General features: G+C 35.2%; 14 protein-coding genes. 10 read left to right on the top strand and 4 right to left on the bottom strand.

Features of this window, described 5'->3' with window-relative positions:
* Positions 1-49: 49 nt before the first annotated feature.
* Positions 50-997, bottom strand: coding sequence for a tRNA epoxyqueuosine(34) reductase QueG (queG, locus tag LX80_RS10280; protein WP_111296032.1), 948 nt, complete (start codon positions 995-997; stop codon positions 50-52).
* 90 nt (positions 998-1,087) lie between these two features.
* Between queG and LX80_RS10275 the strand changes: the two genes are divergently transcribed.
* Both LX80_RS10275 and LX80_RS10270 read left to right on the top strand, forming a co-directional pair.
* The gene (locus LX80_RS10275; protein WP_111296029.1) at positions 1,088-3,127 is read left to right on the top strand and encodes a DUF3857 domain-containing protein; all 2,040 of its coding nucleotides are present in this window, start codon (positions 1,088-1,090) and stop codon (positions 3,125-3,127) included.
* Between the two features lie 3 nt (positions 3,128-3,130).
* Complete coding sequence (locus LX80_RS10270; protein WP_146250471.1) at positions 3,131-5,071, top strand: DUF3857 domain-containing protein; 1,941 nt, start codon at positions 3,131-3,133, stop codon at positions 5,069-5,071.
* 3 nt (positions 5,072-5,074) lie between these two features.
* Here the strand turns inward: LX80_RS10270 and LX80_RS10265 are convergent, their stop codons facing one another.
* On the bottom strand, positions 5,075-6,130 hold the full coding sequence (locus tag LX80_RS10265) for a serine hydrolase domain-containing protein (RefSeq protein WP_111296023.1): 1,056 nt from the start codon (positions 6,128-6,130) through the stop codon (positions 5,075-5,077).
* Between the two features lie 128 nt (positions 6,131-6,258).
* Here LX80_RS10265 and clpB point away from each other — a divergent pair, with 128 nt between their 5' ends.
* Both clpB and LX80_RS10255 read left to right on the top strand, forming a co-directional pair.
* The gene (gene clpB, locus LX80_RS10260) at positions 6,259-8,856 is read left to right on the top strand and encodes an ATP-dependent chaperone ClpB (protein ID WP_111296020.1); all 2,598 of its coding nucleotides are present in this window, start codon (positions 6,259-6,261) and stop codon (positions 8,854-8,856) included.
* A gap of 114 nt (positions 8,857-8,970) precedes the next feature.
* Positions 8,971-9,558: a DsbA family protein gene (locus LX80_RS10255; protein ID WP_111296017.1), complete on the top strand. Its 588-nt coding sequence runs from the start codon at positions 8,971-8,973 to the stop codon at positions 9,556-9,558.
* 63 nt (positions 9,559-9,621) lie between these two features.
* Here the strand turns inward: LX80_RS10255 and LX80_RS10250 are convergent, their stop codons facing one another.
* On the bottom strand, positions 9,622-11,496 hold the full coding sequence (locus tag LX80_RS10250; protein WP_111296014.1) for a M1 family metallopeptidase: 1,875 nt from the start codon (positions 11,494-11,496) through the stop codon (positions 9,622-9,624).
* A 189-nt stretch (positions 11,497-11,685) separates the two neighbouring features.
* Between LX80_RS10250 and LX80_RS10245 the strand changes: the two genes are divergently transcribed.
* Positions 11,686-13,668, top strand: coding sequence for a S9 family peptidase (locus tag LX80_RS10245; protein ID WP_111296011.1), 1,983 nt, complete (start codon positions 11,686-11,688; stop codon positions 13,666-13,668).
* A gap of 57 nt (positions 13,669-13,725) precedes the next feature.
* On the opposite strand, the gene LX80_RS10240 is transcribed toward LX80_RS10245, so the two are convergent.
* Positions 13,726-14,520: an NIPSNAP family protein gene (locus LX80_RS10240; RefSeq protein ID WP_111296009.1), complete on the bottom strand. Its 795-nt coding sequence runs from the start codon at positions 14,518-14,520 to the stop codon at positions 13,726-13,728.
* Between the two features lie 286 nt (positions 14,521-14,806).
* Between LX80_RS10240 and LX80_RS10235 the strand changes: the two genes are divergently transcribed.
* The 5 genes from LX80_RS10235 (at position 14,807) to LX80_RS10215 (ending at position 21,935) form a co-directional block, all read left to right on the top strand.
* Positions 14,807-15,673 (top strand): DUF4382 domain-containing protein, encoded by an 867-nt coding sequence (locus tag LX80_RS10235; RefSeq protein ID WP_170120439.1) that lies wholly within the window; start codon positions 14,807-14,809, stop codon positions 15,671-15,673.
* Between the two features lie 170 nt (positions 15,674-15,843).
* Complete coding sequence (locus tag LX80_RS10230; RefSeq protein WP_111296003.1) at positions 15,844-16,047, top strand: cold-shock protein; 204 nt, start codon at positions 15,844-15,846, stop codon at positions 16,045-16,047.
* Positions 16,048-16,265: 218 nt separating this feature from the next.
* A complete protein-coding gene (locus LX80_RS10225; protein WP_111296001.1) occupies positions 16,266-17,594 on the top strand; it encodes a TolC family protein in 1,329 nt (442 codons plus the stop codon).
* Between the two features lie 18 nt (positions 17,595-17,612).
* The gene (locus LX80_RS10220) at positions 17,613-18,731 is read left to right on the top strand and encodes an efflux RND transporter periplasmic adaptor subunit (protein ID WP_111295998.1); all 1,119 of its coding nucleotides are present in this window, start codon (positions 17,613-17,615) and stop codon (positions 18,729-18,731) included.
* Between the two features lie 21 nt (positions 18,732-18,752).
* On the top strand, positions 18,753-21,935 hold the full coding sequence (locus LX80_RS10215) for an efflux RND transporter permease subunit (protein ID WP_111295995.1): 3,183 nt from the start codon (positions 18,753-18,755) through the stop codon (positions 21,933-21,935).
* The last annotated feature ends 38 nt before the right edge of the window (positions 21,936-21,973 follow it).

The raw sequence follows: 21,973 nt of genomic DNA, 5'->3' as shown, positions 1-21,973 counted from the left end.
GCAAAATTAGGGGTGCATTTCAATATGTTTTCATTTGTGGTGGTGTACATTAATTAATTGCTTCATCATGCAAAATAAATTTCAGGTTGCGTTGTATGCCTTTGAATTTGCTTCGTTTTAAAGGGGAGTGCTTAAATATTTTTTTAAAAGATTCTTCATTCAATTGTAACCATTCTTTAGTACTTAGTTCTAATATTTCGGGAATAGGCGTAAAGGCGGGTTCGTTAGTGGGTTTACTAAATCTATTCCAAGGGCATACTTCCTGACAAATATCACACCCAAACATCCAATTCTTAAATTTCCCTTTTTGTTCATCCGGTATAAGCAAATCTTTCAACTCAATGGTAAAATAGGCTATACATTGGCTGCCATTAATGGTTTTGTTGGGTAAAATAGCTTGTGTTGGACAGGCATCTATGCACCTTGTACAGGTACCGCAGTAATCTTTTGCTAATGGATTATCATATTCCAATGTTAAATCCGTTATTAGCGTAGCAATAAAATAAAAGGAACCTGCTTTCGGATGAATTAAGTTGCCATTTTTTCCAATCCAACCCAATCCGCTTTTTTGTGCCCATGCACGTTCTAAAACCGGTGCAGAATCTACAAAACCTCGCCCCGCAACATGGCCAATGTAAGAAGTTAAATGATTTAAAAATGTATTTAATTGTTGTTTAATTACTTCATGGTAGTCTTGCCCATAAGCATACCGGGCAATTTTAGGTGCATCAATGTTTTGTTGTTGTGCAGGGAAATAATTTTTTAAAAGCGTAATAACCGATTTTGCTCCGGGAAAAAGCTTTCGAGGGTCAGTTCTTAAATCGAAATAATTTTCCATGTATTGCATTTTGCCATGCATTCCTTTTTTAAGCCAGTTTTCTAACTTTTTGGCATCATCGGCTAAAAATTCTGCTTTGGCAATACCACAATAATCAAATCCTAACTGCTTCGCAGTTTGTTTAACAATTTGAGTATTTTTTTGCGAAAATGTGCTCAAAATTTTTTATTAATAAAATGTTAATGAATAAATTTTTTTATGTATTATTGATAGAGCAAAAATAAAGATACACCCCTTAACACTTATTCTATGAAATGGGTTAGCAAATTATTGTTATTAGCTGTTTTTTGTTCTGCTAATGTTATTTACGCACAAAAATCAAAGGAAAATTTAAAGTTTGGGCAGATTAAGCCAAGTGATTTTGACCCCACTTTTTATAGTGTGGATTCTTCTGCCGGTGCTGTATATTTATTTAATAACGGGAAATCAAGTTACGTGGGTAATAATGATGGATTCTTTTCTGTTGTGTATGAACAGCATACCCGTATTCGTTTCATGAATAAAAATGGATTTGGCGTTGCAACGGTTAATATTCCTGTTTATATATCAGACGATTATCAAACCAAATTAATTTCATTAGAGGCTTCTACTTTTAACCTGGAAAATGGGCAGGTAGTAGAAACCAAATTAGATAAATCGGCTTTGTACACGGAAGTGAATCATGATGAAACAATTTACAAATTCACATTTCCTAACGTAAAGGAAGGTTCTATTGCTGAATTTCAAATTAAATTGAATTTGCCCAGTTATTATTTTATGCCTGATTGGGATTTTCAGCAATCGTATCCGGTTTTATATAGTTCCTATGAAGTAAATGTGCCATACTTTTTTAATTATGCCATTATAAAAAAAGGAATACAAGATTATGTTTTAGATACAGCTACTGATGTAAGGGAACAGTACTATATACGTGATAAACGAAATGGTGCTACGCTGGGAGGTAATACATTAGCTGTTAGTACACAGGCTACTAAACATATTTGGGCTATGAAAAACGTGCCTGCATTTCATGCACAACCCTTCATGACAAGTGCGGATAATTATGTTAGTGGTATTGAATTTCAATTATCGGAGATTCGTATGCCGGAAGAAGATGTAGAAAAAGTGGCACAGAGTTGGAATAAAGTATCTGAACAATTATTGAATAACCCTTATTTTGGATTAGAGTTGAAGTATGACAATACTTGGTTAAAAGATGATATTCAAACTGCAACAGCTAATGCTACCAATAATTTGGAAAAAGTACAAGGCATATTTGCCTTTGTTCGAAACAATTATAATTGCATTGATCATAGTTCAAGACTTTTGTCGCAACCATTAAAAAAAGTAGTACAAACCCGTAAAGGGAATGTTGCAGATATTAATATGGTATTAACTGCAATGCTAAAGCAGGTAGGACTGGAAGCTTATCCTGTTATTTTAAGTACTCGTCATCATGAGAAAGTCTTAAGAGATTATCCTGTTATGCACAAATTCAACTACGTTATTACAAGAGTGGTTGTAGATGATGTAAATTATTATTTAGATGCATCCAGAAAATACGTTGGGTTTAATCAATTGCCTGAATACTGTTATAATGGTTTTGCCCGTGAAATAAACGATAAAGATCCCATTTTACTTCGGTTTGATGCTGATTCATTAAAAGAATATGAAATGGATATGGTGCAGTTAAAACCAGATTTAGCCAACCATACTTTGAATTTGTCGGTAAATAAAACTTTTGGTAACATAGAGTCTCAAAATGCTCGAGGTATTATTATGAGTACCTCATTAGATGCTTATATGAAAGCAATGCAAAATCAATACAATATTCCGGTTCAATTAACAGATGTGCATGCTGATAATTTAAAAGAACTGGATGATCCTTTAAAATTGCAATTTACTGCAGCATTAAATCTAAACGACGATAAAGATATTATATACTTAAATCCTATGCTTTCCGATAGAATATTGGAAAATCCATTTACGGCACAACAAAGAATTTATCCCATTGAGATGCCTTATTGCCCCAACCAAACTTATATTTTTGAAATGGAAGTGCCTGATGGTTATATGGTTGATGAATTACCTAAGTCTGCTCGTGTTCAATTAAATGCTAATGAAGGGAGTTTTGAATACATTATTGTAAACAAAAACAATCATATACAAATGCGGTGCCGTTTGTTAATGAATAAAGCAAATTTCAGTCCTGAAGACTATGCTACGCTTCGCGATTTTTATGCTTTTATTGTACAAAAAGAAAGTGAGCAAATTGTGCTCAAGAAAAATAAAACCTTACCTAAACCTTAATGTTTGTCAGAATACATAAGTAATACTATGGAACTAAAATACTTGTGGATATTATTGATTTTTACTACTTACAATGCATTAAAGGCGCAATCATTAAATTGTAATGATATTCCTGACTCACTTAAGGAAGATGCCGATGCTGTTGTAAGATTTGATAATACTGTAGTGACCATTCAAAATTTAAATAAGGTAATTATTCGCCATGAATATGCTATTACTGTTTTAAATGAAAATGGAAATGATTATGCTGAGTATTATAAAAGTTATGATCCAATGAATGTTTTGAATGAAGCAACCGGAGTGTTATATGATGCTGCCGGGAAAAAATTGCGGAGTGTAAAAAAGAAGGAAATGACAGATGAACCTTATAATGATTATATAAGTCTTACGAACGATACGCGAATTAAATCATTCAATTTTTATTATCGTACTTATCCTTATACAGTAGTTTATACCGATGAAATTACTCAAACCAATACCTTTCAATTGCCGTATTGGAAACCGATATTGGGTACTAATTGCAGCGTCATGCAAAGCCGGTTTCAGGTAGCTTATCCAAATAGTAAACCTATACAGTATAAAATTTTAAAGGCTTCAATTATTCAGTTTGATTCAAGCGATAACAGTAACACAAAAACATATACTTGGCAGTTGTCTGGCTACAAATCCTCACCTTACGAACCGCTTCAGCCGAACCGTTTTGAAAGAAATCCATATGTATTCATTGGTGCCACTCATTTTCAATTGCAAAATTATAAGGGCAGTATGGATAGTTGGAACAATTATGGCAAATTCATTAATGAATTGAATAGCAATAGAAATCAGTTGCCGGAAGTTATTCAGCAGCAAGTACATCAAATTGTGGATAGTTTATCTACTCGCCAACAAAAAATTATCGCTCTATATCAATTCATGCAAAAGAATACCAGGTATATAAACATTACATTGGGAATAGGAGGGTGGCAGCCTTACGATTGTGCTTATGTTGCCAATAATAAATACGGCGATTGTAAAGCGTTATCAAATTATATGGTAGCCTTATTAAATGAAGCAGGTATAAAAGCATACTATGTTTTAATTAATGCAACGGATAATCATTTTCCTTTTTTCCACGATTTTCCCAATGCTTATTTTAATCATGCAACTGTTTGTGTACCCAATGTTAACGGTGCAGATACACTTTGGTTAGAATGCACCGATGCAACAATGCCGGCCGGCTATGTTTCTGATTTTACAGATGATAGAGACGCCTTGATGATAACTGATACCGGTGGAGTAATTGTGCATACCCCCATATATTCCATCAATCAAAACCAAGAAAGTAGAATGGTACAAGCTACTTTAAATGAAAAAGGAGACTTGATTGCGCAAGTGCATGCCCGTTATGAAGCACAACCATCTGATGCTTTTCATGAACTACTCAACTTTTATACGCCGGAAAAAATACAAGAATACTATAATCGATCTTTTTCGTTGCCTACCTATACAGTAAGCCATATTCAGTTAAAAGAAGAAAAAAAAGTAATACCTGTTGTGAATGAAAGTTTTGATATTCAAATAAATGGTTACGCTTCGGTAACCGGGAAACGTTTATTTATTAAACCCAATATTTTTGATCGTTGGCAACAAAAACTTGAACCCGATGAAAATAGAACGAACAATATAGTAATCAATAAAAATTTTGTACAAAGTGATACAATTTATATCGCCGTTCCTTCAGAATATGAGGTAGAATCATTGCCCCAACCCATTCAACTAAACACGCAGTTTGGCAGTTATAATATTGCTTTTTCTTTTAATCATCACACCATACAAGTAATTCGCAAACAAGTATCTATTAAACAAGAATTACCTGCAAATACCTATGGCGATTTAGTAAACTATTACAATACTATTAGTAATGCTGATGTGAATCAAATGGTTTTGGTAAAAAAGGCCAATTAATGCTTATTTACAGTTGCCCGGAATAATATCGTCCACATTGTTTTTTAGTTGAATGTACCAGTCTTTTTTCTGTTCCCCATTTTTGCCGGTTTCAAATATTAGTGCAGCATAATGGTGGCATATATCAATCCAAGGGTAACAGCCATTGGAACCCGGGGCAGCAAGCGCAGTTGCCATACCTTGTTCATTGGAATTAATGATCCAAGCACCTAAAGCATAAACGTATCCTGTGCCTATTGCGGGTGCATATTGTACCATATTTAGGTTCATTTCCGGTTTTTCCATTTCTTCAATGGCTTTCTCACTTAAAATTCTTCTGTTATTAAACATACCCTTATTTAATAGCATGTTTAAAAAATTCATGTAATCGGCAGCTGTTGCAACGGCCCCATCTGATGGGTTTACAGCTTTGTTACTATAAAAAGATGAGTTGCGCATATTCAACGGCCTAAAAATTCTTTCAGCCATTAATTGGTCAAATTGTTTTTTGCTAATCACTTCTAAAACTCTTGCGGCAATATTTAAACCAATATTCGAATAACGAAATGCTACACCCGGGTTGTCTTGAATTTCTCTTTTCGATGCAAAGGCATTTACCTCCTCCTCTAACGTATTAAATTTGGTTTTCTGTAACAGGTTACCTACTCCAACAGGAGCTTGAATGCCAGTTAAGTGGCTCAAACACTGCCTTATGGTAATATAAGCCTTTCCATAGGTAGCAAAAATGGGTAAATAGGTGCTAACCTTATCATCTAAATTAAGTTTACCTTGATCCACAAATGTCATTACCAATGCAGTGGTTAGCCATTTGCTACTTCCGGCAATAGGTATTTGAGTATTCGTTTTTAAATCGCCTGCTTCTTTTTTAAATGCCAATTTGCCATCGTGATAGACCATGCACACATAGTTCTTTCCTAATTCTTTTTTAGAATTATTCAAAAATTGTTCTAATGGTTCAAAACCGGCTTGTCCTATTGCAACCTGAAAGAATAGCAGCATTCCCAGAAATAAACTGACTTTACAACAGGTTTTAGTGTATTTAAACGACAAAATTTCCATAAATAATACTTGGATTATGATTTGTGAATATACTGCAAACGTTATCCAAAATTGAGATTTTGGGGCGTGATTTAACTTTTCAAAAATAAAAATAAAAGCTAATTTAACGTTTAAAATATTGATTGAATATGAATTTGAATAATTACACCATTAAAGCACAGGAAACCATTCAAGCTGCCCAGCAATTGGCATACAATGCCGGCAATCCCAACATTGAGACCAACCATTTGCTGCAGGCTTTATTGAGCGATGAGGATAGCGCAATTACTTATTTATTAAAAAAGAATAATGTAAATGTAGCTTTTGTATTAAACAAAGTAAAGGAAAGCATTAATCGTTTGCCCAAGGTGCAAGGTACTGAGCCGGCACAGGCATTGGGCAGGGAAATGAACAATGCTTTATTAAAAGCCAATGCATCATTAAAGCAATTTGGTGATGAATTTGTTAGTGTTGAACATCTTTTATTGGGTATTTTACAAGTAAATGATGATACTGCTAAAATTTTAAAAGATGCAGGTTTAACTGAAAAGGGTTTTATTGCTGCAGTAAAAGAATTGCGTAAAGGCGCTACCGTTAATTCGCAAACACAATCACAACAATTTAATACTTTACAGAAATATGCCAAGAATTTAAATGAATTGGCTCGTAACGGTAAATTAGACCCTGTTATTGGACGCGATGAAGAAATTAGAAGGACCTTGCATATTCTGTCGCGCCGTTCAAAGAATAACCCCATTCTGGTGGGTGAACCCGGTGTGGGTAAAACAGCTATTGCTGAAGGTTTAGCAATGCGTATTGTGAATGGTGATGTGCCTGAAAATTTAAAAAGCAAAACCATTTATGCGCTTGATATGGGCCAATTAATTGCAGGCGCCAAATATAAAGGTGAATTTGAGGAACGTTTAAAAGGTGTTGTAAAAGAAGTTGCTGAAAGTGACGGTGAAATTATTTTATTCATTGATGAAATTCATACCTTAATTGGAGCCGGTGGCGGTGAAGGAGCTATGGATGCTGCCAATATTTTAAAACCTGCTTTAGCTCGTGGTGAATTAAGGGCCATTGGCGCAACTACTTTAAATGAATATCAAAAGTATTTTGAAAAAGATAAAGCTTTGGAACGTCGTTTCCAAAAAGTAATGGTAGATGAGCCAAGTGTAGAAGATGCCGTTTCTATTTTACGTGGTATTAAAGATAGGTATGAAACCCATCACCATGTACGGATTAAGGATGAAGCCATTATTGCTGCAGTTGAATTATCACATCGCTATATTACCGATCGATTTTTACCCGATAAAGCTATTGACTTAATTGACGAAAGTGCTGCCAAACTAAGGCTTGAAATGAATTCTATGCCGGAAGAGTTAGATAAATTGGAAAGAAATATTCGTCAGTTAGAAATTGAACGCGAAGCCATTAAACGGGAAGATGATGAAGAAAAATTGAAGGAATTAAACCAGGAAATTTCTGTACTTACCGTTGAACGTGATACACTAAAAGCAAAATGGAAACAAGAAAAAGAAATTGTTGAAAAAATTCAAAATGCAAAAGCATCAATTGAGCAATTGAAGTTAGATGCTGAGCGTGCTGAACGTGAAGGTGATTATGGTAAAGTAGCTGAAATTCGTTACGGTAAAGTAAAAGAAAAAGAAGCTGAAATTGTAAAACTTACAAATGAATTAAATGAAGTTTCTCCTGAAAAAAGGTTGTTGAAAGAAGAAGTTGATGCAGAGGATATTGCTGAGTCAGTTGCTAAAGCAACCGGAATACCCTTAACTAAAATGTTACAAAGCGAACGAGAAAAACTGCTGAATTTAGAAGATGAATTGCATAAGCGTGTGGTGGGTCAAGATGAGGCCATTTCTGCTGTTGCCGATGCTATTAGAAGAAGCAGGGCAGGATTACAAGATCCTAAAAAGCCCATTGGGTCATTCATTTTCTTGGGAACAACCGGTGTGGGTAAAACAGAATTGGCCAAAGCCTTAGCCGATTATTTGTTTGATGACGAAAATATGATGACACGTATTGACATGAGTGAATATCAGGAAAAACACACTGTTTCTCGTTTAGTGGGTGCTCCTCCGGGTTATGTGGGTTATGATGAAGGTGGACAGTTAACAGAGGCTGTTAGACGCAAACCCTATTCCGTTGTATTGCTCGATGAAATTGAAAAAGCACACCCCGATGTGTTCAATGTACTGCTACAGGTATTAGATGATGGTCGGTTAACCGATAATAAAGGCCGTACCGTTAATTTTAAAAATACCATCATCATTATGACCAGCAACATGGGTAGTCAAATAATACAAGATGCTTTTGAAAATGTAAACGACAAGAATAAAGAGGAAGTAGTTGAAAAAACCAAGCAAGAAGTATTGAATTTGCTAAAACAAACCATTCGCCCCGAATTCCTGAATAGGGTGGACGAGGTAATTATGTTCCAACCTTTAATGAAAGAAGACATAAAAGGAATTGTAAACATACAGTTAAAAAATTTGCAGGAATTAGTCGCAGCCAATGGCATACAAATTACATTTAGCGATTATTTAATTGATTATTTGGCTGAAAATGGTTTTGACCCTCAGTTTGGTGCAAGACCCTTAAAACGGCTTATTCAAAAATCAATTGTGAACCAGTTGAGTAAGAAAATACTTTCGGGTGATGTTGATAAATCTAAACCGGTATTAGTCGATGTGTTTGATGGAATAGTTGTGTTTAGAAATGAGTAGTTATAATAATAAAAAAAATATTTGATTGTTTTTGCATTAATTATGCTACTTTGCGCCAAAATTCGAAATAATAGAGGAATTTTTACTTTTTCTGATTGATAAAATGCATGACAAATGGCTATGAAACCCAAAGAAGCCTTGGTGATTATTGAGCCCAAAGACATATTCGTAGGTAAAGCTGATGCTCCGATAACTTTAATGATGTTTGGTGATTATGAAAGTGATGCTTGTGCCGCTGCAAATGAGGTAGTAAAACAAGTTTTAGCGAAATATCCCAATGAGGTAAAATTAAACTTCCGTCACTTCCCATTAACGAATATTCATCAACGTGCTTTAAAAGCGGGTGAAGCGGCAATAGCTGCAGGACAGGAAGGCAAATTTTGGGAAATGCATAATTTATTGTTTGAACATAGACATAATTTGGGCACTATTACCCTAAAATCTTATGCCCGTGATGCCGGTGTTACCAGTAAAGTATTTTTAGATGATTTAATGAATTCTACTTTTGGGTGGCAAGTGCGTGGTGATATTAGTTTTGGTCAACAAAAAGGTGTTAAAGAAGTTCCTACCTTTTTCTTGAATGATGTTAAATATACTGACGCTATTACTTTAGCTGCATTTTCAAAAGCTATTGATGCGATTTTGGCTGAGCATGGTTCATCTGCAAAAACTGCTAAAAAAGTTGCTAAAAAGCGTGCATAATAATAGTTGAATAATTTTAAACGAAAGCCTGTGAAGAAAACATCACAGGCTTTTTTATTGAGTTTATTTTACACGCCACTCATTATCCTTTGTATTCGCATCCATAAATATACCGCCGTCTATTAATACAGATTGAATGGGTTTTGCGGTGTTTAAGTTAATGGTTGCTTGTTTTTCGTTGTTTTTCCAAATCATAGCTGTATGGTGTTGTTTGGCTGTGGTTCCATCTGTATAGGTAATTTTCAAATCAAATGGCGCATCAAATCCACCAATATTGTTAATAACAACCACATATCCTTTTGTTGTTTTTTTAACTGATTGTATAGACAAATCAATGTATCCATTGGTGAAATACCAGTTTTGCCAAAACCAATTCAAATTTTGTTTAGCAGCGTCATTAAATGAATAAAAGAAATCCCATGGAATGGGGTGTTTGCCATGCCAACGATTCATATAAGTATGTAAACAGTGCTTAAACAATGAATCGCCCAACATATCTTTTACCGCTAAATAACCTAATGAAGCCTTACCATAAGCATTGTTACCATAAGCAGCATTTCTTAAAACATTAGCAGGTGTAATAATAGGTAAGTCTTCTTCAGCAGCAGGGTCTTCAATCCAATCTTTCACTCTAAAACTTTTATAAAAATCGGCTGCTTTTTCTTCGCCTACATCTGATTGACCAATCAAGTATTCAAAAGTAGTAGCCCAACCTTCATCCATAAAAGCAAAACGATTTTCGTTTATGCCCATGTAAAATGGAAAATAGGTATGAGCAATTTCGTGTTCTGCAACTAAACGCGAAAAAGTTAGATTTTTGTTGGTGCCGTCATTCACCATCATGGGATATTCCATGTCGGCATATCCTTGGCAAACAGTCATTTTAGGAAAAGGATATGCAACACCGGGCCAATATTTCGAAAACCAACTAAGGGCATGGTGTGCAAATTGTACCATTTCATGAAAATCTTTAGCAGTATCATTATAAGCAGCTTGCACACTCACTCTTTTTCTGTTAGGCGCAACCATAACACTGGCAGCATCCCAAACAAAATGATCACTTATACACAAAGCCATATCAGTTATATTTTCTGCACTAAACCTCCATGTATTGGTAGTAGGTTGCGTTACTTTACCGTTCAGCATTTCATTTAATGTTGCTATGTGTATTGTTGAGTCAGATTCTTGAGCTTGTTGTAAACGATTATATATATTGGGTAATAATACCTCTTTTTCATTCAACAAATTGCCTGTAGCCCAAACAACAAAATTTTTGGGTGCGGTAACTGAAAGCTTGTAATTATTGAAATCATTATAAAATTCTTGTTGATCAGTAAAATCCTCGGTATCCCATCCATTATAATCATCATAAACTGCTACTCGGGGATAGAAATAAGCCAAGTAATAAGTGGTAGAATCAATCATGCCTTCACGACCACTTTCAATTGAGGCATTGAAATGCCATTTAAAATGTAATTGAACAGAATCTTTAGGAAAGAGTTTTTCTTTTAAATGTAAAACTTGCCAGGTGCTGTGATATTTGGGGTCTTTCCAATCAACTTTGTTCCCGTTTACAGTTACTTCATCAATGTGAACACCGGAGGTTAAATAGTCGTCGCTTACATCGCCATACCTAACTACACCGGGTTTATGGATGTTTAAAATTAATTTAATGATAAGGTAGGGTAAAGTGTCAGGGCTGTTATTAAAATAAGTAATGTCTTCTTGGCCATTTACTGTTCTGGAAGGTGGTTGCAATTGCAGATTGATAGAGTAATTGCCTGAGTTTTGCCAATAGCGGCTTCCCGGCATGCCATTAAAAGAGCGTGTTTTTTGTTCGTAAGCTTTTTTAATGTTTCTGGGCATATACAATTGTTGTGCTATCAGTTGTGTGCCCAATGTCATCACAATTAAAAGGCTGAAAATAATGCGCTGCATGGTTTTATATTTAATTGCTGAAGTTATTTCATTTGGCTAAAAGTATATTCATTAATTTGTATGAATGGTAAATGCTTACAATTGATTTGCAATATATTTACTTAAAATTTATTCCCTGCATTTGAGATGCAAATACACATTTGCAAAATGGGAGTTGTTTTCAACCATTAACAGTTAAAAAATAGTTGCATGAAAAAATGGATGTTATCTGTAGCACTTATGTTGGGTGCAAATTGTTTTGTGTTGGCGCAAGGGCCTATGAATAGGAATTTGTTGCCCAACGATGTTTATAAACTGATTAATGTGGGTGATCCTCAAGTATCGCCTGAAGGGAAATGGATAGCCTACACCGTTAGCAAGGCTGATAGTGCAAAAGACAAACGTAATACAGATATTTGGATGGTTAGTTGGGATGGCCATCAAACTGTGCAATTGACAAATACCCCTGATGCGGAAACAATGCCAAGATGGAGCCCTGATGGAAAATATCTATCATTCATTTCTTCAAGAATGGGGAACACGCAATCGCAAATTTGGTTATTGGATAGACGTGGTGGTGAAGCCAAGCAAATAAGCCATTTAAAAGGAGATTTAGAAGAATATGCTTGGAGCCCCGATGGGAAAAAAATTTTAATTAGCATGCAGGATCCTGATTATTCAGATACTGCAGCTACAAAAACCAGAAAACCTTACGTTATTAATCGCTATCATTTTAAAGATGATCAATCAGGTTATTTAGATAACAGACATACACATTTGTATGTGTTAGATGTGGCTACCGAAAAATTAGACACACTAACCTCAGGTAATTTTGATGAAACCATGCCGGCATGGAGCCCCGATGGTAAAAAAATTGCATTTGTAAGTAACCATACTACTGATCCTGACAAAAATGACAATACGGACATATGGGTAATGAATGCCGAAAAAAATGCACAACCTCTGCAACTTACTACTTGGGCAGGTAGCGATGTGAGGCCTATATGGAGCCCCGATGGGAATTACATTGCTTATTTGCAATCCAGCAGTAATTTACCTTTTACCATGTATGGTCAAAATATTTTAGCCATCGTTCCTGCTAAAGGTGGTACACCTGTTTTGCTAACTACTGCAGTGGATAGGCCGGTATCGAATCAACAATGGGCAGCCGATGGAAAATATATTTATTGTTTGGTTACTGATGACAGGAAGAAATATTTGGCCCAAGTTGAAGTGGCTACAAAAAAAATACAGCCATTAGTTGAAGGTACTTTTTGTTTGGAAAGATTGAATATGAGTAATAATCATACTCAAATGGTGGCATTATGGAGTGATCCCTATCATCCTTATGAAGTAGCAGTTATTGAAGGAAATACTTTTCATCAAGTGTCGCATATGAATGATGATTGGATGCAATATGTTAATTTGGCTAAGGTAGAAGGATTTACTTCAACCAGTAAAGATGGCACCAAAGTTCCATGTATCTTATTTACACCTTCCGGTAGTAACAATAATAAATTACCTGCAATTTTTTATATACATGGTGGCCCGGTGGCACAAGATGATTATGCTTTTGATTTTACACGTCAAGTATTAGCAGCAGGCAATTTTGCAGTGGTTGGCGTAAATTATAGAGGAAGTAACGGTAGTGGGTTGGCGTATATAAAAGCTATTTATGCCGATTGGGGAAATAAGGAAGTAATGGATATTATTGGTGCCGCTGATTATTTAATTAAAACCGGTAAAATTGATGGCAATAGAATGGGTATTGGTGGTTGGAGCTATGGCGGAATATCAACCAATTATACCATTGCTACCGACAACCGGTTTAAAGCGGCAGCCAGTGGTGCAGGTAGTTCTTTACAATTAAGTATGTATGGTTTCGACCAATATATTACACAATATGAAACCGAATTGGGCAAACCGTGGGAGCATCCTGAAAAATGGATGGCATTATCTTATCCATTTTTTCATGTGAATAAAATCACAACTCCCACATTGTTCATGGCCAGTGAAAAAGATTTTAATGTACCTACAATTGGTGCAGAACAAATGTATCAAGCATTAAAGTCAGTTGGAGTTCCTACCGAGCTGGTCATTTATCCGGGACAACACCATGGTATTGTTAAGCCTTCTTATCAGGTAGATAGATTAGAGCGGTATTTAAATTGGTTTCACCAATATTTGAAATAACGGGAATTATAAAAGGGCAGCCATTTAAAACTGCCCTTTTTTATTGTGATTAAAATATTAAAAATCAGAAAATGCAGCAGGATGTAACAAATATATATTGGCGGTAGAAACAGTATGGTCATATTCCGGCATTGCTGATAACTTCTTCCATTCCGGATCATTACCAAATAATTTCCAGTGAGCATCTCTATCTGCCATATTATTAAAGGTGGTCATGTACATTAAGTCGGGCATATGACATCCGCTCAATACTTCTGCATAAAAAACTGCATTAAAATTTAGTCTTTTAAAAATGTTTATCTCACCCCCTTCATTAAACATTTTTACTTTTTGGTGATAAAAAGTTTCATTAGATCCTTCATAACTTCTTAATTCATATATGCGTTCAGTGAGTGGACCTGTAAGTTTGGGCAATGCAAATAAGGGATGGTCTTTAAATGCAGTTAAAACAATTGTTTCGATACGCCTGTAAGGTGGCTGATTGTAGGCAGCTTGTAAATAATTTTTCCCTTTGGTTTGAACGTTAGCATCTTTTACAATGGCGTCATCTAATAATAATAAGGATGCTACATTTTGTGATGGAACAAACACATAAACTCTTTTATCAGTAGCAGTATCATTATCAAAGCGTGTAAAAACACCAATGGGTTTAAAACCCATTTTATGTGCGGCCGGCAAATAAGCTTTTTCTAAGTAATCTAGTACAGCATTTACTTGTTCATTGGCGTTGCAATGATATACCTTAATTAAATAAAATTCTTTGCCTTTTTGATTTGTTTGTGCTTTTAGACAATTGCTAAGTGTACTGGTTAAAATCAAAATAAAGAACGTTTTCAATAATAGATTTTTCATATTAAAATTATTTTAAATAAAAATTTATAAAGCAAACTACATTTTCCACCTTAACTCCGCAAGAATTTTTTTGATTATTCCGCTTTTATAAAAGCTTTTCATCAACTTTTTGAGCATTATCAATTCATTAACATATTTTTTGTCAAAAGTTTTAATTGCATTTTAATTCAACAAAGGCAACGATTAATTTTTGTAACTATCTATTACAAAAATGATGGCTCAATTTTTGAAAATAAAATTTAAACTATATCCATGTAATGATTTTTACTTTAAAAATTTTACCGAAATGAAAAACAAAATCGCAATTGCAGTGCTGATTGTATCAGCCGTATTTACTTGGGTAGCTTGTTCAAAAAGTACTTCCATGCAGGTGCCCCCTGGAACTCAGCAAGTAAGTTTGTATATGACGGATGGGCCTGGTTTTTTTGATCATGTTTATTTAGATATTGATTCCGTTATGGTGTTGGTTGATACTTCGACCAATACAAGAAATAATGACACCACTAACTGGAATCAGGTAGGTTGTAATGATAGAGTTCGCCACCCGGAAGGAAGCTTTATTTGGGAAAATTTAAATGTTCAGCCAGGCGTTTATGATATTCTTTCTTTAAGTAATGGTGTTGACACTTTACTTGCTTCAGCTAACATTAAAGCCGGAACGGTTCGTTTAATTAGAATTAGTTTAGGTACTCAAAATTCATTAGTAAAAGATAGTGTTACTTATCCACTTAATTTATTCCCGGGAACCAATAATTATGTTTTAATTCAACTTCGTGGAGGTGAATGGGATGAATATCAACCTAATTCATTTCAACTTTGGTTAGATTTTGATGTAGCACGTTCTGTTATTCAATGGAATAATCAATTTTATTTGAGACCGGTATTCCACTTCTTTGCAGTTCCAACTACCGGTAGTATTTCAGGGACAGTATTGCCGCAAAATGCGTATCCGGTCATAAGTATTTACAGCGGAACCGATACGGCCTACGCGTTGCCTAACAAAAACGGACAGTTTAAAGTGCGTGGTTTGGCAAGTGGCACCTATAGTATGTTTGTCAATACATCAAACGGTTATAAGGATACTACCATTAATAATATAACTATCAGCGGTCACAATAATGTGAATGTGGGTGTTATTCAACTGCATCAATAATTTTAGTGTCATTTAACAAATAACAGGCACCTGAGCTTGCAACTTGGGTGCTTTTTTGTTTGTTATTTGTAAAAGTTGAACCAAAATTGGCTTTAAAAAAATAATTAATTAGGATGGTAGCTATTTAAAGACTACCTTGCACTCATTATTTATTTTTTTTAATTTTTACAATGAGTACAAAAATCACAGGAACTGTAAAGTTCTTTAATGAAGAAAAAGGATTTGGATTTATCAAGCATGATGATTCAAACAAAGAAACTTTCGTACATGCAAATGGTTTAATTGACCAAATTGAAGCCAACGATAAAGTTGAATTCGATGTACAGGAAGGTCGCAAAGGTTTAAATGCAGTTAATGTTAAAAGAATAGTTTAAAATATCTGTTCAAGCCTTATTGAACCGGCAACCAAATGGTGCCGGTTTTTTTTTGATAATCATCAACTAACCGTTCAAATAATTATTTCTTTTTTTGGTGTTTAAACTTTTAACTTTGCAATTCTTTCACCAATTCTCCATTAAATTTTTATAAAGTAAAATTATCAATTGCCTTTCTGAAAAGCAAGTCAGTTGTCAATTCGCAATTAAAGAGATATATGAATAGATTATTATTTTTATCTGTATTGGGTTTGTTTGCCGTGCAATTTGGGTATACCCAGCATTCTACAAAGACTACTAATACCGATACATTAGCTCAGGCAACGCTACAAGCCTGTGTGCAATATGCTTTGCAGCATCAACCATTGCTTCAACAATCTATTTTAGATGAGCAAATTGTTGAAAAAACCATTCAAACTAAATTAGCCGATTGGTACCCTCAATTATCTGCCAGCTATTATCTTCAACATAATTTTCAATTGCCGGCATTTTATTTTGGCGGTAATTACGTAAGAAATGGAACAACTAATGCTTCTAATTTAGGCTTAAGCTTAAATCAAAATATTTTTAATCGTGATGCTTTATTAGCCAGTCAAACTGCACATCAAGTTCGAACCCAAGTAAAACAAAATACAACCAGCAATAAAATTGACGTTACCGTTAATGTTAGTAAGGCTTTTTATGATGTATTACTAACAGAGAAGCAAGTTGAGGTTTTAGACCTGGCTATAGCCCGTTTACAAAAAAATGTGCAAGATTCTTACCATCAATACGAAGCCGGAATTGTTGATAAAACAGATTACAAACGCGCAACCATTTCTTTAAACAATACCATTGCTCAAAGAAAACAAGTAAATGATTTGGTAAAGGCAAAGTTTGTTTATTTAAAGGAATTGATGGGCTACCCCGACTCAGCCAATTTGCATTTAAGTTATGATACTACTACCATGGAAAAAGATGCATTTATTGACACTTCGGTAAATGTATTTTTTGAAAATAGAATTGAATATCAGCAATTAGTTACTCAACAAAAATTACAGCAAGCCAATTTAAAATATTATAAATGGGGGTTCATTCCCACTATTTCCGCTTATGGCACTTATAATTTTAACTATTTGAATAACGATTTTGGAAAGTTATATGCTCAAAACTTAGGCAACTCAAATATCGGGTTACAATTTTCAGTGCCTTTATTCCAGGGAAATAAAAGAGTGAATCAAATTAAACAAGCTGAATTGCAGCTTGATAGATTAAGTTGGGATGTTGTTGCTTTAAAGAACAGGGTGAATACCGAATATGCCAATGCTTTGGCTGCCTATAAAGGTAATTTGGCTAATTATAATGCACTAAAGGATAATTTGGTATTGGCAAATGATGTGTATGAAACAATACAATTACAATACAACTCAGGTATTAAAACCTATTTGGATGTAATTGTTGCAGAAAGTGATTTGCGTACTGCCCAACTTAATTACTATGATGCGCTGTATCAATTACTGGAAAGTAAAATAGATGTTGAAAAAGCATTAGGAACAATTAAATATTAAAAATATAAATTTCATTATATGTATAAACCCTTTCATTTTATTTTCATTTTTGTAATAGGCTCTTTACTTATGGCTGCTTGTTCAAATCAACCCAAACAACAAGCGCCGCCACCTGTTGCAGTAAATACCTATCAGGTACAAAAAGGCACTGCCGTTTACTTCGATTATTATCCTGCTACCGTTACAGCTTTAAACGAAATAGAATTGCGTGCACAGGTTACCGGTTATGTAAAGGGAATATTTTTTAATGATGGCCAACATGTTTCAAAAGGTCAAAAATTATATGATATTGACCATGAAACTTACCAAGCTGCTTATAATCAAGCCGTAGCAAATATGAATGTGGCTCAAGCAAATTTAGATAAAGCACAACAAGATGCAGACCGTTATACAGATTTATTAAAGAAAGATGCTATTGCTCGTCAGGTGGTTGATCACGCTATTACCGATTTACAAGCAGCTAAAATGCAAGTTGCTGCTGCAAAAGCTGCTGTAGCCAGAGCTGCAACAGATTTAAAATTTTCTGTCTTGTATGCACCATTTGATGGAACCATAGGCATTTCACAGGTTAAAATGGGTGCATTAATTTCTGCTAATCAAACTTTACTTAATACTTTATCATCCGATAATCCCATGGCAGTTGATATTGCAGTTGACCAAAGTTTAATTCCAAAATTTACCAATTTAAAAAATAATCCTGCACCGGCTGCTGATTCAATGTTTACCCTAACTTTTAACGATAAAACCATTTACCCTTATCCGGGTCAAATTAGTTTTATTGACCGTGCTGTTGACCCACAAACCAGTACCATCCGCATTCGTTATATTTTCCCCAATAATAACAATTTGTTGAAGCCCGGCATGAGTTGTAATGTTCGAGTAAAAAATAATAATGCAAAAGAGCAGTTCATGCTTATTCCATATAAAGCTGTGGTTGAGCAAATGGGCGAATATTTTGTTTTTGTTGTAAAAAATAATAATACGGTATCAGAACAAAAGGTAATGCTAGGGCAACCTATTAACGATAAAATTGTGGTGAAGTCGGGTTTAAATGATGGTGATGTAATAGTTACTGATGGTGTACAAAAATTGAAAGATGGAGCAAAAATTCAACTTTCACCGGCTAAAGCACATTAATTAAATTTTTAGAACTTTATTATGATCGCAAGTACTTTTATAAAACGTCCGGTTACAGCTATAGTTATTTCAGTAGTTATTGTTTTATTAGGTGTGCTGGCTATTATGAATTTGCCCATTAGTCAGTATCCTGATATTACCCCTGCCACAGTTCAAATTACAGGAACATTTAATGGTGCCGATGCACAAACCGTAGAGCAAACGGTTACTACACCTATTGAAACGCAGGTAAATGGTACACCCGGTATGGCTTATTTACAAAGCAATAGTACCAGCGATGGTAGAACTACCATCAATGTGGTTTACAACGTAGGAGCCAATGTAGATATTGGCGCATTAGATGTACAAAATAGGGTAGGTATTGCCACACCCCAATTGCCCGATGATGTAAAGCGCTTGGGATTAACAACGCGTAAACGTAATCCAAGCATATTAATGTTGGTGGCCATGTATTCACCCAATGGCTCACACAATGTAACATTCGTTGATAACTATACCAATATTTTTGTACGCGATGCCTTGCTAAGGGTAAAAGGTGTTGGTGATATTTTTACTCGTGCAGATGATTTTAGCATGCGTATTTGGTTGCAGCCGGATAAAATGGCGCAACTGGGTTTAACAACTACCGATGTTTTAAATGCATTACAAGATCAAAACTTGCAAATTGCTGCCGGCTCAGTTGGTGCACCACCACAAAGTAATGACCAGGCTTTTGAGTACAATGTTTTTACCAATAGTCGTTTAACAACAGAAGATCAGTTTGCACACATTATTGTTCGCAGTAAACCTTCAGATGGTTCTTTGGTATACTTGAAAGATGTTGCTCGTATTCAATTAGGAAAATTTAGCTATGCCAGCAACTCATTTGTTGATGGAAAAAGAGCATCTTATTTATTAGTTTATCAAGCACCCGGCAGCAACGCATTAGAAACAGCACAAGGTGTTTATGATGCAATGAATCAGTTAAAGAAATCATTTCCAAAAGATATTGATTATACCGTGCCATTTGAATCTGTATCAGTAGTTAAGGTGTCTATTGATGAGGTAGTAAAAACTTTAATTGAAGCATTGATTTTAGTTACGTTGGTGGTGTTTTTATTTCTTCAAAGTTGGCGAGCTACACTAATTCCTGTATTAGCCATTCCTGTATCTATTATCGGTACGTTTGCTTTATTTGTACCACTCGGGTTCACAATTAACACCCTAACCATGTTCGGATTTGTGTTGGCTATTGGTATTGTGGTAGATGATGCTATTGTGGTGGTAGAAGCAGTGCAGCATTATATAGATCAAGGTCTATCGCCTAAAGCAGCAACGGAACATGCTATGAAAGATATTTCCGGTCCGGTTGTTGCCATTGCACTAATATTAGCTGCTGTATTTATCCCTGTAGGATTCATTCCGGGAATTGTAGGTAGGTTGTATCAGCAATTTGCCATTACCATTGCTATTTCGGTTTTAATTTCCGCCTTTGTGGCTTTATCATTAACACCTGCACTTTGTTCATTAATGTTAAAGCCAATGGCATTGAACAAACAATCGCACGGTATTAATCAATTCTTTTATCGTTTTAATGAGTGGTTTAGAAGAACAACAGCAAAGTATACCATTGGTGTAAGAAAAGTAATAAAAGCAGCACCCTATGCCATTGTAATTTTAGTATGTATATATGTTGGTACTGTATTGTTATTTAAGAATAAACCCACCGGTTTTATTCCTACGGAAGATGAAGGACGTATTTATATAACTTATGAATTGCCTGAAGCCAGTTCAACAACTCGAAGCTTAGATGTTTTAAATCGTATGATGGGTATTTTAAAAGAAGTACCCGGCGTAGGGCACTTTGCTGCATTAGGCGGGTTAAACGTTGTAACCTTTGCTACTAAGTCGAATAGTGGTACAATTTTTTGTCAGTTAAAACCTTGGGATCAACGTACAGATAAAGCACAACAAATAAAAAACATTATTGCTACATTACAGCAACGCTTTGCCGTTATTAAAGAAGCAAATGTTGTTGTAATACAACCACCTGCCATACCCGGTTTGGGACAAACTGCCGGTTTTACCTTTGAACTGGAACAGCGCGAAAGTACCGACGATATTAAAACTTTTGAAAAGGTTGTACAAAGCTTTGTAATGGCAGCCAATAAACGGCCTGAAATTGCACGTGCTTTTAGCTTTTTTACTGCTCGTACACCGGGTTATAAGGTAGATGTTGATAGAGAAAAATGTAAAAAACTGGGCGTATCTATTGCTGATGTTTATAATACATTGCAAACGTTCTTAGGTAGTCGTTATGTAAATGATTTTACGATTTATGGCCGCAACTTTCACGTAGTTGCGCAAGCCGATTCATTGTATAGAGGCGATATTAAAGATTTGCAACAGTATTACGTGAAAAATCAAGCAGGAACATTACTGCCACTAAGCACGCTCATTACTTATCAATTGACTGAAAGTGCACCATTAATTTCGCATTACAATTTATTCCGTACAGCTGAAATTAACGGCACCCCTAAAGAAGGTTATAGTAGTGGTCAAGCCATTCAGGCATTGCGTGAAGTAGCTGCTGAGGTATTACCTGCCGGTTATGGATATGAGTTTTCAGGGCTTAGTCGTGAAGAAATCAATGCCGGTAACAGTACCATCTATATTTTTGGGTTATCTGTATTGTTTGTATTCTTGTTTCTAGCCGCTTTATACGAAAGTTGGAGTATTCCATTCTCCGTACTTTTAGCGGTTCCTATTGGAGCATTTGGAGCTATTTTGGCATTAACATTTATTCCAAGGTTAGATAATAACGTTTATGCCCAAATTGGATTGGTTACCTTAATTGGTTTGGCAGCTAAAAACGCCATTTTAATTGTTGAATTTGCAAAAGAAAGGGTAGATAATGGTATGGATATTGTTCCGGCCACACTTGAAGCAGTAAAATTAAGGTTACGCCCCATTTTAATGACTTCCTTGGCGTTTATCTTGGGTGTACTTCCCCTTGCATTTGCAACCGGAGCAGGCGCCATAGCTCGTTCTACCATAGGATTTACTGTGTTGGGGGGTATGTTGGCAGCAACCTTATTGGCCATTTTCATTGTGCCCGTGTTGTTTGTACTAATTGCCAAAATTGCTTACGGAAAAAAAGCTAAAGCAGCTTTGCTTCAAAGGCACTTAGACGAAATGAATAATTTGCCTAAAGAAAATATCTGATAAATTAAATCAAAACACCATTTTATTGCAGCAGCTTT

Origin of the sequence: Hydrotalea sandarakina, assembly GCF_003254115.1 — a bacterium.
Classification (GTDB): Bacteria; Bacteroidota; Bacteroidia; order Chitinophagales; family Chitinophagaceae; genus Hydrotalea; species Hydrotalea sandarakina.
Note: the sequence above shows the minus strand (reverse complement) of the source record. Positions and strands in the feature narration are given on the sequence as shown.